Genomic DNA, 14,226 nt, shown 5'->3' on the forward strand with positions numbered 1-14,226 from the left:
TGGATATGCTGAAAACCTTTTGGGCTACTGTTCGAGAAGGAAAAATTGAACTACTGGAGTCATCAGAGTTACCCGAAGGGGCAAAAGTATTAGTAACAGTTTTACCTGATGAAGAAGCTGAGTTTTGGCTTCAAGCCAGTCAAACATCATTAGATACAGTTTGGAACAACACAGAGGATGATGTCTATGCCCAGCTACTCCAAAAATGACATAATTTTGGTTAGATATCCATTTTCAGACTTTTTAAGCGATCGCTCAGTGCAACAATGTACCAAAAATCTGCAAATTGCATGGTGTATAGTGGGGTGTGACGAAAGCGATCGTATCTAAATTATGGCAACCTCTCAAGCAAACACTGACGATGATATCTATAAACTCGCATCGATATCCAGCAAGGTGTCGCAGTTGCTATAATAATTAAATATCCCAATTCATCAGCTATATAGAGGTTGAAACAATGCAAACTCAAGAACCGATTAAACAAGATATATCCAAGGAAACATCTATCCGAGAGCGACTTATTAAAGAAATTGAACAAACTCCCGATCCAATTTTAGCAATATCTTTGGAATTTCTTCTCTTCTTAAAATCTCGCTCTCCCCAGTCATCTGCTACAGAACAGCAGCCTCCTTCTACTGGAGCATCAATCCTAAAAACGCTGGAACGAATTGGGAAATGGGAAGGAGATGATTTAGAGGAATGTTTAGAATTGGTGCATAATTCCCGTAGTAGGATATACATCCCTGCTGCTGATGCTGAAAATGAAGATTCTGAAGAAGGCTGAGTTGTGTCATGTACTTGTTAGATACAAATCACTGTAGTTTAGCAATTCAAAATCAACCAGATATCCTTTCTCGGTTGGCAGCACTTGAGCAATTTCAGATCGCCACTTGCGTTATCGTGCAGGCTGAACTGATTTACATGGCAGAAAATTCCCAAAAAAGAGAGAGCAATCTCAATCGAGTTAAGGAGTTTTTAAGAAATATTATCATCTACGAAATCGACTCAATAACTGCTGAGATATATGGGAAGTTTCAAGCTGAACTGATGCAAAAATTTGGGCCAAAGGAGAAAAGTAAACGCAGAAGAACTCGGATGATTGATATCGGCTTTAGCCAACATGATTTGTGGATTGCGTCAATTGCTATCCAACACAATCTCACCCTGGTTTCTGCCGATCGCGACTTTCAAAGAATCCAAGAAGTGCGTTCTCTTTCTATAGAAACTTGGTATTCTCCTCCAACAGAAGCTTAACAAATGTAATTCTCTATCAACCGGATCTCCTATCATCTTTGCAACCTGCAAATCTCTACATCGGCTGTAAGGTCAATTTGACAAGCTAATCGAGCATTCGGAACATTGGGAGCGAAGGTATCGAGCATTTCTTGTTCATCTGCTTTAGTAGCAGGAATATCGCCAAGCATTTCAACTAAGCAAGTTCCGCAAATGCCAGTCCGACAACCAAATAAGACAGGTGAATTTTGAATTGTGAGATGTTCGGATAAATTTTGATGCGGTTGCAGAGTAATGGGGGGATAATCAGTTCCGGGAAAGGAGATTGTACATAAATCAGACATGGCACAAATCCTCTTGATGTTGCTGTTCAAAGCGTTGAAAGGCTTTTTTTTGGATTTCCAAATATCGCGGAATTGAATTTGATGCCATGAGTGACATTTCGCGATTGCGTTTCCACAGGTAATCGAGTTTTTCAACATAGACTTTATAAGATTCCATTGCTTCCTGATGCGTTAAATAACTGCGGTGTAATCCTTCTGACTCTTCGGTAAAACAGCGTCGCATCATTTCTTTAGCCTCTATGTCTGTTAGAGCGAAAAGAGGCGATCGCAACACGCGATAAATCTTGCCATACAGCGCCGGATCGTACCAGAAAATCCCATTAATCGCAGCCGAAAAGTGAAAGTGATCGCGCTGACATCCCCATAATCCTAAATTAGCGATCGAACTTTCAAATGCAGTCGGCGGCGCAAGACAAGTGACAACATCGTGAGATATAATTGTCGAACTATTGAAATGAAAGCTTTCATCCAGAAAGTGATAATAAGAAATTTTAGCGGGAATGGGTGCTTTGTCTTGATGGGGATGTTTCTGATAATAGTTGCTGAGTTTGTGTTGGATCAATTTACCATTTAACGTCCGCACTCCTCTAACTGTGAAATACTGACAAGCCAAAAAGGTATTATTCGCCGAAATTAAGCCAAAGTATTGCAATTGCATCTTTTTCCACCAAGTTTTTAGCGCATTGGTGTCGGCATAAACCATTGTTTCGGTAAAGGGACTTCGCATTGGGTAGGTAAAGATATGCTCTCCAAACAAAGCTTCCTCAACCTGTTTGGCAATAGTGCGAAATGCGTTGATGTGAGCGCGTTCTTGAGAGGATTCCAAATCTAAAGTATCGCAGATTAAACGAAAATCTTCCTGCGCGTAAAGTCCGGCTGCACTGGTTTGATTGAAGAAGATTGTCGCAATTTCTGCGGAGACTATTTGGGAGTAGTAGGCTACCCAGTAAAGTTGATTTAAAATGACGCGCTGATGTTGGCTGGATTGTTCCCATAAAGGCGTACCGTACAGCAACGAAAACTCTTCTGGATTCCAATATTCGTTTCGGCAATCTTCATAACGAAAATGTCCGACTGCTTCATCGATCGCAGCAGTGCGATCGTGCAGTTTGTTGCGTGTGTAATTAATTTGCAACTTGCGATATATCGTTGGATTATCTGACAGTTGCCGAACAGTTTGTTTTAGATCGTCTTTCATATTTAATATACGCATTTATGAGCGGGTAGTGGTGCAAAATATCCTCGTTCTTCTAACGCTTGGACGATCGCATCACCAGATCCTCCCTGCATGAGCGATCGCAGCAGTTTTAATCGCATCCCGCTGTGAGTTTCCGTATCCAATTCTTGCAGAATTTGAATTTTTTGCGATCGCGACAGATGTCCCATCACCCGTTCGATCGCTGTCAGCACGCTTTGCGGGCCCACCTGTACCATCATAAGAAACCTTGCCAACAGTTCGATAATTAATGTTTGACTAGATTGTGAAATAGAAATTTCCTCAAACAATAAACTTCCCGTAGCATGATGGCGTGCTTCTGCGTCCAAAAAACTAAAAAAAAGCTCTGCAAGAACTTCATGGCGACATTCTTTTGCCAGTCGGCGGTAATGACTTAAACCCCATCCTTCTAACACCACTTGTAACACAAACAACAGCACCGTTTTATCTGCACTTTCAACTACTTCTGCTAATAACCGCAGAAACGGGTTTTCGCTGCCAATTTGTTCCATTTCCGGGCAAAAATAACCAATATGACTGAGGTGAGTAGCTTCATCAGCCGCAAACAATCCGTAGAGCATTCGCTCCTCAACTGTTTCTGCTAACAACACCATTTTTGCCATGTAGCCAACGCCGGCTTTCTCTATGAAATAGGATTCTTCTAACAAGCTGCGATTGGTTAATTGCAGAATAGCACATTTTTCGACATCACTTGCGGCTTGAAAAATTTTGACTCGATCTAGGTTAAAAAATGCAGCGTCCCAATAATCGCATTCACGGTAGGAATTAACTGTGCAATTTACACGATGCGGCAATGCTGCTGTGAGTATGCGTCGCAATCTATCGTCGGATTCTGTATGCAGTAAGTCAAATCCTGAAACTGGATATTTTAAATTGTCATTTGTCATAATCGAGCATTAAAGAAGTAGATGAAGAATGGCGATCGTTATCCTCTGAGTAATTAACAGCTTCCCAATTTCCCCAGGTTAAAGCTTTCTGGCGATTGACGTGCTGGATAAATTCTATAATTGAGCGATCGGCTTTTGTCGGAGTCTTCAAATCGAATTGAATCGTTTGAAATACTTGCGTATCTCCCTTGGCAAAGTAATTACCAACCTGCTGCGTTAACCACAGTAAACCCCGGTTTATACCCCATCCCAAACATCCCGATCGCTTGCGAGTCACCAAGATAGTTTGTCCTTCTGTTTTACCGCCTTCTATCATTCGCAAAGCAAACATAATATAGAAGTGCAAAAAATCGGGGCCAAGCGTTACAGTCCCGGTGCTGCCATACCAATAGCACATACTGTAGGTCACTTCATTCTCATATAAAGGACGAATCAAGCGAATTAACCAGGAATCATCACCTCCCCGCGTAGTGTTGCTAAAAGCGATCGCATTAGATTTCAGTTCTTGCGAATTAAATACTATTTCCAAGGGCAGATTGTGTACTGTATTGAAATGATGGGCATCGATCGCATTAATTAGCAGCACATTCGGATGGCAATTTTTAACAAACCGAGTCCCCAAAATATAATCGCATTCTACTTCTTCCAGTTCCGGCACAAACGGAAGCGAACTTGGCTTTTCTTCTCCTACCCAAACCCAAATCATGCCGTACTTTTCTTCAGTTTGCCAAGTTTTAATACATACAGGTAGCGGTTTAACAAGCGAAGGAATATCTACACAAATTCCCTTAGAATCGTATTTCCAGTTATGGAAAAAACAGCGAATTCCATCCCCATCTACCTTTCCCTCCGCCAAATGAGCGCCCATATGAGGGCAATAGGCATCGATCGCCACTACCTGACCGCTGAAACCCCGATAAATTGCCAAATTTCTACCCAAAAGCGTGACAGCTTTTACCCTGCCAACTTTTAATTCTCTCGATGACAATGCCCAGTACCATCCTTCTATAAATTGTGTCGGATTGTTAAAGGTCGAGTGTGGCTTGGCAGAAGACATTTTTTTATTTCAAATTTCAACTATCTTTATCTAAAGCTTGCTTATAGCAGCTTTGAAGAAGTAAACTCACTCTTGAGCCAACCACGCTGCATAGAGCAGAGATTGACGAATATCCTCTGCTTCTAAATCTGGATATTCTTCTAAAATTTCATTGACTGGTTTGTCATTAGCCACCAAATTCAAAATCAATGAAACTGGAATTCTCATCCCGCGAATACAAGCTTGTCCTGCCATTATTTTGGGATCGAATGTAATGCGGTCAAATCCTAACATAATTTTTCCCTCTAAATATACAATATTTTTATCTCAACCTCATCGACAAGACGTATATACAGCTTCCATTTAAAAAATTTTAATTTAAACTTATTGAATTTGCAATAAGTTTGTACAAAATTTCACAATGCCCTGCTGAGTGTATCATTTAATAACAGACTCTTGCACAAATTGTAGCGACGATTTTGCTTGCCACATACGTTGTCCAGCACGGGTCAAATTATCATAACGTATTTCAGTCAAACAAACCAATTCATCACCCAACCGATAGCCAGGATTTTTTTCTTCAAAAAACTGGATGTGAGGATTTGTCTGTCGTCCTGTCGAGATTTCAATTAACCTATCTTTGAGAATTTGTGGATGTTTAAAACGGACAATTCCGATCGCTTCTTGGTAAGAATTGCCATAATATTCCCGCGCCAAACTCCCCATCAGATTTGCTATTCGATCGGGCGTTGCTGCATCGTAGCGGGGATAGAACTCTTGCCAAAAAGTCGGCAGAAAGCGGTAGGTGCGAAAACCAGAACAAATCAGCAGCCAGTACAGTTTATTTTCAGCATAGTGTTGGCGCAGAAAATTCACAGCGGCGATCCAGGTACGCGGTAAAGCTGTACTTGACCAAGCGCTAGGATCGACGATCGTATCGCCAGAATAAACAACGCTGATTTGTTCTCCGGAAAAAACCGTCTGACACAACATCATCGTCGAAAACCCTTTCAAAGCATTGGATGTTTCATCCCTCAACAATAACACCCAGTTTTTGCGGTCGAGATCGGTTTGAAAACCATCCCAGGTTACACCTTCAAAGTGATTTTCTAGAAGCGCATACATTGCTGTGCGATCGCATGGACGTAACTTTTCAACGGGAACCAGCCAACTATTCATTTTCGGGAAGTACCGAGACTCGGTTTTGGGGAATACACTTAACAGTTTAGCGAGCAAATTGGCTGGAGGTGATGAGCAACGTGACAGATTTCAAAATGGTTGCTTTTATTATTCATTAGACATCTGCAAAAATTCTTGTGGGGTAGGCATCCTGCCTGCCTTTTAGATTCTTTTCTGGAGATATTTATTACTCATCCTTGAGACTCGGCGACCACCGAGACGGTTCAAGTTGGTTTACATACTGCATATACTGAGCTAATGGCGCATCAATACTCAAGAGTACCTGCGGATTAAAGCGAATATTGTCGTAAATCTTGCCATCCTCATCTCTGAGCATATAGTAAGCCAAGCGGGTACACAACAATAAAAACTGACTGAGCAAATATCCCATAATGCCTTGACGTTTCTCTGTAACGTAAATCGGTTGAATGCGCGTTCTTCCAGGTGCGATCGGAGTGTAAGCATAGAGCATATGAAGTGTCGGAAATAGCCGCACCTTTTTCATCATTGTTAACAAACCGATGCAACCATTTGCATAGCGCATCGAATACTCATAACTAGAACCTAAAAATCGCTGACCTAACCGTTCTCGAAACGTTGTTTGTGGAAATTCGCCGCGCATTGTAAAGTCAATCTGCGTCCCTAATTGGTTCTGGTGTAGAGATAGATCCATTTTGATATCTAAATGATGAATAGTCTTCAAATGTTGAGCATCAATGCCATTCATCATACAGATATGGTGATGGCAACTTCTTTCAAATGCCGTATCTGCTTGCGTAACAATTGCTTTGCCCTTCAGTTCATCAAAATCAGCAACTTTCTCTGGTGCTTCAGCATCGGGATAAACCCAAATAAACCCATATTTTTCCTCGGTTGTATAAGCTTGTAATTTAGCTTTAGCAGGAATTTCGGATTGACAGGGAATGTTTTGACAATATCCCGTTTCGTCAAATGCCCAATGATGAAACGCACAGCGAATCCAATTCCCATCAACCTGTCCAATTCCTAAATCTGTTCCCAAATGAGGACAATAGGCATCAAGCGCACGCACTCGCCCATCTTCACCCCGAAACACAACAATTCTTTGCCCGCAAACCTCTACAGATTTGGCTTTCCCTTGAGATAATTCCCTGCTGGGACAGGCAATATACCAACCCTTAGCAACTACATTCCAATTGTTGAATATCTGCATAATTGAACGTTGGTGTTATCTTTTTATGCAAAGCTGAACTGCTACGTTGTTTGACTTTAGCGCTAAAGCGCAACAACGTACCCATTACCCATTTCAAACCATTGTGATGCAAGTAAGTAGCAACTTCAGTTAAATAACATTAACTTCTATAGTAGCAAGTTTTAATTTAGTTCTAAACTTGTAAAAGTTATCCTACTATAATGTATACTATTTAACAGTCCCTACCGTTAACTGGGAAACTGAAATGTCGGAAAAAACAGAGGAAAATTTACTATTCGATAGCAAAGTCCACAAACGCATCGGTGAGTTAATAGAGGCGTTGCTGAAAGATGAGAGTATTGGTAGTTCTAGACAGTTAGGGAGAATAACTGGAATTGCATTTAACACGCTAGTTAATTGGTCGGAAGGTAAAGCCGATCCAAGATTAGAAAAGTTAATGCAGTTTGCCTATGGGATCGGCTGGTCGATGACAGAATTGATGAGATATGCAGAAGGGGATGAAGACCCCCACGAAGCGATCGCTCGTAAAAAAGCGCAACAGCAAGAGAAAGCCAAATAATCTTAACAACTGAATAAAATTGATTTATTGAATATTTAAATCCCATATAATTTTCTGTATTTGTTTTTTAACTCATACAGTTATACAACTTATTTATAGCAATCGCCCGTGTTAGGATAACTCGGACTCTTACCTCTCACCTTCCATCCCTTACTCCGTAACCCTTTTCCCTCTTCCCTAGCCCCTAGCCCCTAGTCCCTAGTCCCTAGCTATAATTACCTTTTGACTGATACTTTCGCAACACTTCTTGCCGTTGGCGAATATCCTCACCATACTTGCCTAACAAAACCCTTAAGAGCATTCGACCCAAACAGCGAGAAGCCCGCCAAGAAAACACCGCATCTTGGAAATCGATATGACTTCTTTCAAATAACAAATGTCCGCTCAACCCGACTAACTGAGTCAGAGGCAAAGCCAAGAATAACCAGAAGTTTTGCAATTTCCAGGCTGAAAAGAGCAATCCGTAAAAAATGAATATTCCCACAATATGTAGAGCGACATTAATTGGGTGCTGGTGTTTGAGAACAAAAATATCCCAGTAATCTGTAAATGGATGAGCCAAAGTGCGATCGTCTATCCGATTTCTCAATTTTTGTCGAAGATTAGCATTGCTTTCAGTCATAAAATTTCTTCATAAAACGCACGGAGATAAGACGGTTCCCAGACGTTCTCTACCTAAGCGATCGCAAACTTTACCTTTATCGATAACCTGAATCCCATTAATATAAACAGCTTCTATAATATCATCCGAACCGCGTTTGACCATCCGAGGTTCGCCATCCAGAATCGGATCTGAGATTTCCACTTGCGGACTGATGGGTTGATTTAAAGCCTTGGGATCGAGTAAAACGAGATCGGCTTTAGCACCTATTTTAATAACTCCCGTATCGAGGCGAAACCAACGGGCGGCTTCTCCCGTAACGCGAGCGATCGCCATTTCCGGTGCGAGGAACTTCGTCACCACCGCTTGCTTGAGCAAAGATAAGGCTCCATCATAGTAACCCAGATTACGCACATGAGCGCCAGCATCCGTAAAACCGGGCAAAATATAGGGGTGTTGCATCAGCGCCAAACGCGGTTTTAAGCGATCGTTCGCTCCCGTCGCCACCCAACGCAAATCTGTGTCGTACTTTTGCAAAACTTCCATAAAAAAATCTACAGGTTCTTGTTGTTTTTGAGCGGCAATTTCAGCAAAACTTAACCCTTGCCAACTCGTTTCCGGACAGCGCACAATTTCCATTAAATCTAACTGACGGTGGAATGATTTACGCCAATTATTTAGCCATTCTTGGCGAAATTGGCGGCGAAAAGTTTCCGACTCCCATAATTTTTGCCGTTCTTGTCGCGAATTGCAGCTATTCAGTTGTGCGCCTGTCGGAAATTCTTCAAATAAAGGAGTGACGGAACCATCAGAATAAATTGTAAACGGTTCGGTCAGCGTTTGAAAGCGAACATTACCTTTGAGAATGCGATTCCAGATGAATAAAAGGGGAGAAAATAATCGCCACAGTTTGCGATCGTGTACGGCATCCAGCGCCGATAAAACAGTCAATCTTAATGGTTTTTGCCCAATTCCAGATCCCATCCGCATAATATCGAGAAACGAAGCAAGTCGCTGCAAATTCGGCGTAACTTGAAAGACTAAATCTTGTTCCCGACAGAGATCGGCTAGCATAGCATATTCTTTCAATTTCGCGTGTTGAGATGGAATTGTGCAGCCGCGCCATTCTCCACTCATTCTATGCCAAGGAAACATATCAATTGAAATCCCAACAAATCCCGCCTCTAAAGCATCTGCCGCCATTTGCTGCATCGTTTTTAGCTCGGATTCTGTTGGTTGAACGGTTAAGCTGCGTTCCAATCCCATCACATGAGCGCGTAAGGCACTATGCCCAAATAGTGGCGCAACATTGGCACCAAGGGGTAATTGTTGTAAATGTTCTAAATATTCTGCGGGTGTCTGCCAAGAAACAGACTGTTTCAACCATTTGGCAATCAGTTGATGAGAAAGTGTTTCGACTCTCTGAAAAATATCTGCTAGCATTTGCGGCGCACCAATCGCAACAGACAAGCTGCAATTACCAATGACAACGCTGGTAACGCCATGACGCACCGATTCGCTCAATCCCGGTGCAATTTCTAACTCTAAATCATAGTGAGTGTGAATATCGATAAATCCCGGCGTCACCCACAAACCGGAAGCATCTACAACTTGATGGGAATTAGGAGATAATGAGGGAGCGATCGCCACAATCTTACCATCCTGAATACCAATATCTCCCCGCACTGGCGCAGAGCCCAAACCATCGAAAATTAACCCGTTTTTTATCAGCAAATCTAACATAATTCTTTGTTATGTTTGCTTGTTACCTGTAATTAACCCTGGAGCGATCGCATTCTACTCAGCAAATTATTTCTGTTTGGTAATTTTTAGCTATCATCAGCAACATCCTCATGTGTAGAAACTGGTAGGGGTAGTCCTACAGACAGCAAAGTACTTTGTGGTAGTTTCTCCTCAATTTGTCTCAACATTGCCTCAAGTTCCACTCTTGGGCTGGTTTGTAAACCAAGACACTGTGCAATACCATTTGCGTCGGTACTCCACCGTTCAGTAAGTTGAATGCGATAGCCTGAAGTTTGGGAAAGCAGTTCGTAAGAGTGAAAGTGCATGGGGTCTCCGAGACGGGGAGCTTGAATATGCTCAAAGGAGAATTCCCGTTTCATGTAATCAATAAGGCAATCTTGAACTACTAGAACAAGATGTTTGCTGAGATGTTCAAATGTGTGAATTTTATGGTGGAGTTGCATCAAGATTGTCTTCGCAGTCATTTTCCAGTTCATACCAAAGCCTTTTGCCGATGCAACATCTACATCTCTTACGGGCAAACCATGATTTTGAAGAAAGCGTTGTCGTTCAGGCCAGACTGTACCAGTGGTGTCGAGCGTTTGCAATTCTATGCCAATAAAATCAATAACTTTTCCCAAACGTACAGATGCAAGGCAGTAATCAATGCTACCTCCAGGCACTGAAATTTCAGGAACAATCCGAAGTTCATTACCGGGTTGATGTAGTGTCAATAAATGAAGACAATCAATAAAGATTTGGCTGCGTTCAAGAAGTCGAAAGGGGCAAATGATGATGTTTCGCGATTCTCTCCCATAAGAGACGGAGCAGGTGCCAATAGTAATATCAGGCTCACTTTTCCGATTTTTGAGGCATTTGCGAGCTAAAAATGGACAGGTTTGACCAGATACAATCTCACTCCAAGAAAGTGATTGGTTAGTAGGATGTCCGTACAATTCAGTAACTTTAGTCATAGAAGCAGTCCACACCTTTCACGAGCAACAGCAATGTATTCATCTGAGATATCAATTCCAATCGATCTACGTTCTAGTTGAAATGCAACAAGGTTTGTTGTACCTGTACCCATAAATGGATCTAGGACAACGCCATCTTTTGGACAGGTTGCCAGAATTGGAATTTTACAGAGATCTTCTGGGTACGGTGCAAAGTGCAGTGTTCGCTTTTGAGTATCCTCCGGAATAATGTCCCAAACATCACCGGGTTTACTGCCGTTAGGGTGATATCTGAGAAAGTAGAAACCGCGTTCGGCGAGTTCACGGGCTCGTCCAGAAACTCTTGCCGAATCAGAATGCGTGGTTCGTTGCTGACCGCGAATAATCATGCGAAAATCAGAGATTTTACCGACGCGGACTTCTTCTAAGACTTCATTAAGAGCTTTTAGTGCGTTGGTACGTTCGGACTCGTTAAGTGCTGTAGATAATTCAATTTGTCGGCGATAGCGTATACCAGAAACACCCGTCGCAGAAACTACGGAACCATTCACAACTTTGGCTTGTCTGGGCTTTGAGCGGATTGCATCAACATCATAAAAGTAGCGATTTGTTTTGACAAAATGGAAGACAGGTTCATATATGTTTCGCAGCTTGTCTTTCGCATTGTCGGGTGAGCCTTTTACTTTATTCCAAATAACATTGTTGCGAAGAAGCCAACCCTGTCTATCGGTCATTGCAAGTGCAACTCGCCAAGGTATACCAATTAGAGATTTACGCTGATACGCATCTCCGATATTTAGCCAAAAAGAGCCTGTAGGTTTAAGAATGCGTTTAAGTTCGGAAAAAATTGCAAGCAAAGTATTAATATAGTCTTCCCATTTACCCTCAAGCCCAATTCCTCCATTAATGTAAGCTCTTTGACCCCAATAAGGCGGAGATGTTATTACACAATCAATGCTATCAGAAGGAAAGAGTTTTAAAAGCCCATAAGTGTCACCCTGTAAAAACAGTGGTATACGATCTGATGAGGTTAGATAATCTTTGACCGCACCCAAGGCTTTTAAAGGTTCGTTCTCCTCGGTCATGGCTACACCTGAACATTTCATCATACCACTATACTTGAATTCGGGTATTTTTTGGTGCAAACGTTTATTACTTAAAGAACTTACTACGTAATTATGTAACTATAGGGCACCTAACCAGTTCGACCGTAATGTTCGGTTTTTATCCACGGCGATCGCTCTCGTTTCACGCACAAACTTAATGTCGTCACAATCATCACTGGAATCCAATGTATCATGTAGAGAGAGCCTTGAATTGTTGCCCAAAGCAAAGACCATCCTCGTATACCTTGAAATTGGTAAACGCCAGCCATAAAACCTACTGTCAGAATGATGCTGAGTAGTGTTTGCAGTGGCAATAAAATCGGGTAATGGCTGTAAAATATTGTCCAGATCAAGTCAGGAATAAGCCCAATCGGGAGCAGAAATTGCAATAGATAAAACAATAGTAAATCAATTTCTTTCGCCCAACCTAGTGTCAGGATTTGGGGGAAATAATCCAGATAACGCTGATAGCCACCTTCTGCCCAACGGCAATGTTGACGCCAAAGATTTCTCCAAGTAGTTACGCCTTCTTCCTGAATGGCTGGATTCGTGACAAAAGCAAGTTCAGCGCCTGCCAGGTAAAGTTTAAAGGTAAGATCCAGATCCTCTGTGCCTGTGTCCTCGTTCCAACCGTTACATTTTTCTAGTAGTTCCCGACGCACTAACATTCCATTACCCCGTAGCTCAGACATTCCGGCAACGGCAATGCGATGAATTTGTAGAAAACAATCACAACTCATTTCCATTTGCTGACAGCGAGTTAAGAAATTCGTATCAGCATTAGAAATACTTTTTCGTACTTGCACCGCACCGATCGCCCTATCCTGAAATAAGGGTACAATTTCCCCCAAGAAATTCGCAGGAACCAGAGCATCGGCATCGCAAATTAGCACAATCTCTCCTTGGGTAGAGGCAAAAACGGCATTTAGCGCCCCTGCTTTACCGCCTTTCGATGCGCGTCGATGCACCTGTAATGTGGGAAATTGAGTTTGTAATTTGCTTAAAATCTGGGGGGTTGCATCGGTACTGCCATCATCAATAATCCAAATATCTAGGCGATCGCTTGGATAATTCAATTGGAATAAGCTATGAACTAAATCGGCTAAAACTGCACTTTCATTCTTCGCGGGAACCAAAATCGACACGGTGGGCAAATAAGCAATATCCTCGCTTGCCACAGAAATCGGTTTTGCCATCAGCATCCGTACCGTTTGAACGGACAGGAGTGCTGTTAATCCTACAATTAGCCACTGCAAATCCGATCGCCAGTGCAGCAAACTCACCATACCCCAGACAAGTAAAACTACCAGAGTTGCTTTGAAACGACGATCGCGATCGACGCTAATATCATTACTTGACCGATAGTTACTTATTCCCACTTTACTGGCTATCTCTTTCCGTTGGTTGTTTGCGCCAGCGACGCCACAGCAGCATTGCAATTAACCCCAACAGGAAGCCGCCTACCCCTGCGGCGATCGCCATAACGCGACCTATGCGCTGTGTACCGTTCAGTACCGGATTATCCAGTAAGTTGGCAGAAAAATGCAGCGATTGGATCGTCCATTTTTCCTGAAACTTTTGCAGGACTGCTGTCCACCGCATCGCCATCGTAGCCTGATTGCCATCCCGGAAAGAAAAAGTGGCGATCGCATCTCCGTAAGAAATCGCCGTCTCCGGGGAAAGGAACCTTCTGGGATCGTCCACCTTAACTTCCATTGCGATCTTTGCGATCGAACTGGAAAACTGCTGATTCCAGTACTTCTCAAAATCCTGCACCTTATGGAAAACGCGGTTATCGACCGTTGTAATCGTGAAATTTGGATGTAAGTAAGGCTCAATTTTGGAAAAATCGCGAGAATTGAGAGCTTGCACAGCCATCTCCCGCGTGCGAATTATCGCATTAATGTCCTGTTGGCTGACATCTGCCAGAGCGCATTGCGGCAAATTCCAAATTGCCAGCACGAGCAAAATGCTCCAAAGTAGCTGCGTGCATTTATGGCTTATCTGTCTCTGTTTCGTCATGTAGGGTTAGTTTCTCGCTGACCATCGGCGATCGCTTTCTAGATTCGCAACTTATAGAGATAAACCACTACTTGCTATACATTACGTTACATTTAGCGATAATTTATGGAAATACGATCGTAAACTGGCTAGGC

The 14,226-nt window shown here is 42.4% G+C and carries 17 protein-coding genes; 4 read left to right on the top strand and 13 right to left on the bottom strand.

Annotated elements, in window-relative coordinates; genetic code table 11:
• The first annotated feature begins 5 nt into the window (after window positions 1-5).
• The 3 genes from H6G03_RS19615 to H6G03_RS19625 all read left to right on the top strand — a co-directional run bounded on the left by H6G03_RS19615 (window position 6) and on the right by H6G03_RS19625 (window position 1,254).
• On the top strand, window positions 6-209 hold the full coding sequence (locus H6G03_RS19615; protein ID WP_190467063.1) for a hypothetical protein: 204 nt from the start codon (window positions 6-8) through the stop codon (window positions 207-209).
• Between the two features lie 248 nt (window positions 210-457).
• Window positions 458-784 carry a hypothetical protein gene (locus H6G03_RS19620; protein ID WP_190467065.1) on the top strand — a complete coding sequence of 109 codons (327 nt, stop codon included), beginning with the start codon at window positions 458-460 and terminating at the stop codon, window positions 782-784.
• Between the two features lie 8 nt (window positions 785-792).
• On the top strand, window positions 793-1,254 hold the full coding sequence (locus tag H6G03_RS19625; RefSeq protein ID WP_190467068.1) for a type II toxin-antitoxin system VapC family toxin: 462 nt from the start codon (window positions 793-795) through the stop codon (window positions 1,252-1,254).
• A 32-nt stretch (window positions 1,255-1,286) separates the two neighbouring features.
• Here the strand turns inward: H6G03_RS19625 and H6G03_RS19630 are convergent, their stop codons facing one another.
• The 7 genes from H6G03_RS19630 to H6G03_RS19660 form a co-directional block, all read right to left on the bottom strand.
• Window positions 1,287-1,577 (bottom strand): 2Fe-2S iron-sulfur cluster-binding protein, encoded by a 291-nt coding sequence (locus H6G03_RS19630; RefSeq protein WP_190467071.1) that lies wholly within the window; start codon window positions 1,575-1,577, stop codon window positions 1,287-1,289.
• A complete protein-coding gene (locus H6G03_RS19635) occupies window positions 1,570-2,775 on the bottom strand; it encodes a P-aminobenzoate N-oxygenase AurF (protein ID WP_190467074.1) in 1,206 nt (401 codons plus the stop codon). The genes H6G03_RS19630 and H6G03_RS19635 overlap by 8 nt, the downstream gene beginning before the upstream one ends.
• Window positions 2,776-2,777: 2 nt before the next feature.
• Window positions 2,778-3,701: a ferritin-like domain-containing protein gene (locus H6G03_RS19640; protein ID WP_190467076.1), complete on the bottom strand. Its 924-nt coding sequence runs from the start codon at window positions 3,699-3,701 to the stop codon at window positions 2,778-2,780.
• Window positions 3,691-4,758 (bottom strand): aromatic ring-hydroxylating dioxygenase subunit alpha, encoded by a 1,068-nt coding sequence (locus H6G03_RS19645; RefSeq protein ID WP_190467079.1) that lies wholly within the window; start codon window positions 4,756-4,758, stop codon window positions 3,691-3,693. Before H6G03_RS19645 ends, H6G03_RS19640 begins: the two co-directional genes overlap by 11 nt.
• A gap of 66 nt (window positions 4,759-4,824) precedes the next feature.
• Window positions 4,825-5,031, bottom strand: coding sequence for a DUF433 domain-containing protein (locus H6G03_RS19650; RefSeq protein WP_190467082.1), 207 nt, complete (start codon window positions 5,029-5,031; stop codon window positions 4,825-4,827).
• A 144-nt stretch (window positions 5,032-5,175) separates the two neighbouring features.
• Complete coding sequence (locus tag H6G03_RS19655; protein ID WP_190467085.1) at window positions 5,176-5,916, bottom strand: hypothetical protein; 741 nt, start codon at window positions 5,914-5,916, stop codon at window positions 5,176-5,178.
• A gap of 187 nt (window positions 5,917-6,103) precedes the next feature.
• Complete coding sequence (locus tag H6G03_RS19660; RefSeq protein WP_190467088.1) at window positions 6,104-7,108, bottom strand: aromatic ring-hydroxylating oxygenase subunit alpha; 1,005 nt, start codon at window positions 7,106-7,108, stop codon at window positions 6,104-6,106.
• 244 nt (window positions 7,109-7,352) lie between these two features.
• Between H6G03_RS19660 and H6G03_RS19665 the strand changes: the two genes are divergently transcribed.
• Window positions 7,353-7,667, top strand: a complete 315-nt coding sequence (locus H6G03_RS19665) for a transcriptional regulator (protein ID WP_190467091.1) — start codon at window positions 7,353-7,355, stop codon at window positions 7,665-7,667.
• Between the two features lie 205 nt (window positions 7,668-7,872).
• Here the strand turns inward: H6G03_RS19665 and H6G03_RS19670 are convergent, their stop codons facing one another.
• From H6G03_RS19670 to H6G03_RS19695, 6 genes are all read right to left on the bottom strand, one after another.
• Window positions 7,873-8,289: an Mpo1-like protein gene (locus H6G03_RS19670; RefSeq protein WP_190467094.1), complete on the bottom strand. Its 417-nt coding sequence runs from the start codon at window positions 8,287-8,289 to the stop codon at window positions 7,873-7,875.
• A gap of 9 nt (window positions 8,290-8,298) precedes the next feature.
• Complete coding sequence (locus tag H6G03_RS19675; RefSeq protein WP_190467097.1) at window positions 8,299-10,011, bottom strand: N-acyl-D-amino-acid deacylase family protein; 1,713 nt, start codon at window positions 10,009-10,011, stop codon at window positions 8,299-8,301.
• An 86-nt stretch (window positions 10,012-10,097) separates the two neighbouring features.
• Complete coding sequence (locus tag H6G03_RS19680) at window positions 10,098-10,985, bottom strand: NotI family restriction endonuclease (protein WP_190467100.1); 888 nt, start codon at window positions 10,983-10,985, stop codon at window positions 10,098-10,100.
• A complete protein-coding gene (locus H6G03_RS19685; protein WP_242057025.1) occupies window positions 10,982-12,049 on the bottom strand; it encodes a DNA-methyltransferase in 1,068 nt (355 codons plus the stop codon). Before H6G03_RS19685 ends, H6G03_RS19680 begins: the two co-directional genes overlap by 4 nt.
• Before the next feature lie 110 nt (window positions 12,050-12,159).
• Entirely contained in the window at window positions 12,160-13,449 is a 1,290-nt protein-coding gene (locus tag H6G03_RS19690) for a glycosyltransferase (RefSeq protein WP_322111939.1), read from the bottom strand.
• A gap of 1 nt (window position 13,450) precedes the next feature.
• Window positions 13,451-14,092, bottom strand: a complete 642-nt coding sequence (locus H6G03_RS19695; protein WP_190467103.1) for a YybH family protein — start codon at window positions 14,090-14,092, stop codon at window positions 13,451-13,453.
• Window positions 14,093-14,226: the final 134 nt, after the last annotated feature.

Origin of the sequence: Aerosakkonema funiforme FACHB-1375, from assembly GCF_014696265.1 — a bacterium.
Classification (GTDB): domain Bacteria; phylum Cyanobacteriota; class Cyanobacteriia; order Cyanobacteriales; family Aerosakkonemataceae; genus Aerosakkonema; species Aerosakkonema funiforme_A.